Source organism: Shewanella sp. AS16, from assembly GCF_021412365.1.
GTDB classification, from domain to species: Bacteria; Pseudomonadota; Gammaproteobacteria; order Enterobacterales; family Shewanellaceae; genus Shewanella; species Shewanella salipaludis.
The window spans coordinates 1-379 of sequence record NZ_JAKCLK010000074.1 but is presented as its reverse complement, the minus strand read 5'-3'; the positions used below and the strand labels follow the sequence as shown (position 1 = coordinate 379).

The 379-nt window shown below is 55.1% G+C and carries 1 protein-coding gene; it reads right to left on the bottom strand.

Going from position 1 to position 379, the window contains the following annotated elements; translation table 11 throughout:
- On the bottom strand, positions 1 to 379 hold a 379-nt coding region (locus LZP73_RS19390), incomplete at both ends, for an ABC transporter permease subunit (protein WP_442800768.1).

Below are 379 nucleotides of genomic sequence, written 5' to 3'. Positions count from 1 at the left end.
CAAAGGATGAGCGCGACAATTAGCGAGAAGATAACGGGGACAGGTATCCCAATTACGCTGGCGGCAAAGAAGTTCACGAAGTCAAATGAGAAGCCGTATACCGAGTTGGCATCGGAGATCACCAGCGTGATCCCACGGAAAATAGCGTTGGTGCCAAGGGTGATAATGAACGGGTGTAGTCCCGTCCAGTTGACCAGGCAGCCGTTGATCGCCCCCAGTGCGCCGCCAACCAGTACACCGCCAATTAGCGCCGCGAGAAACGGATCAATACCTGCCAACATCAGTTTAGCGGTCACCATACCGGAAAGCGCCAGAATCGCGCCAACCGAAAGGTCGATACCGGCGACCAGGATAGCGAAGAATTCCCCCATGCCGATCA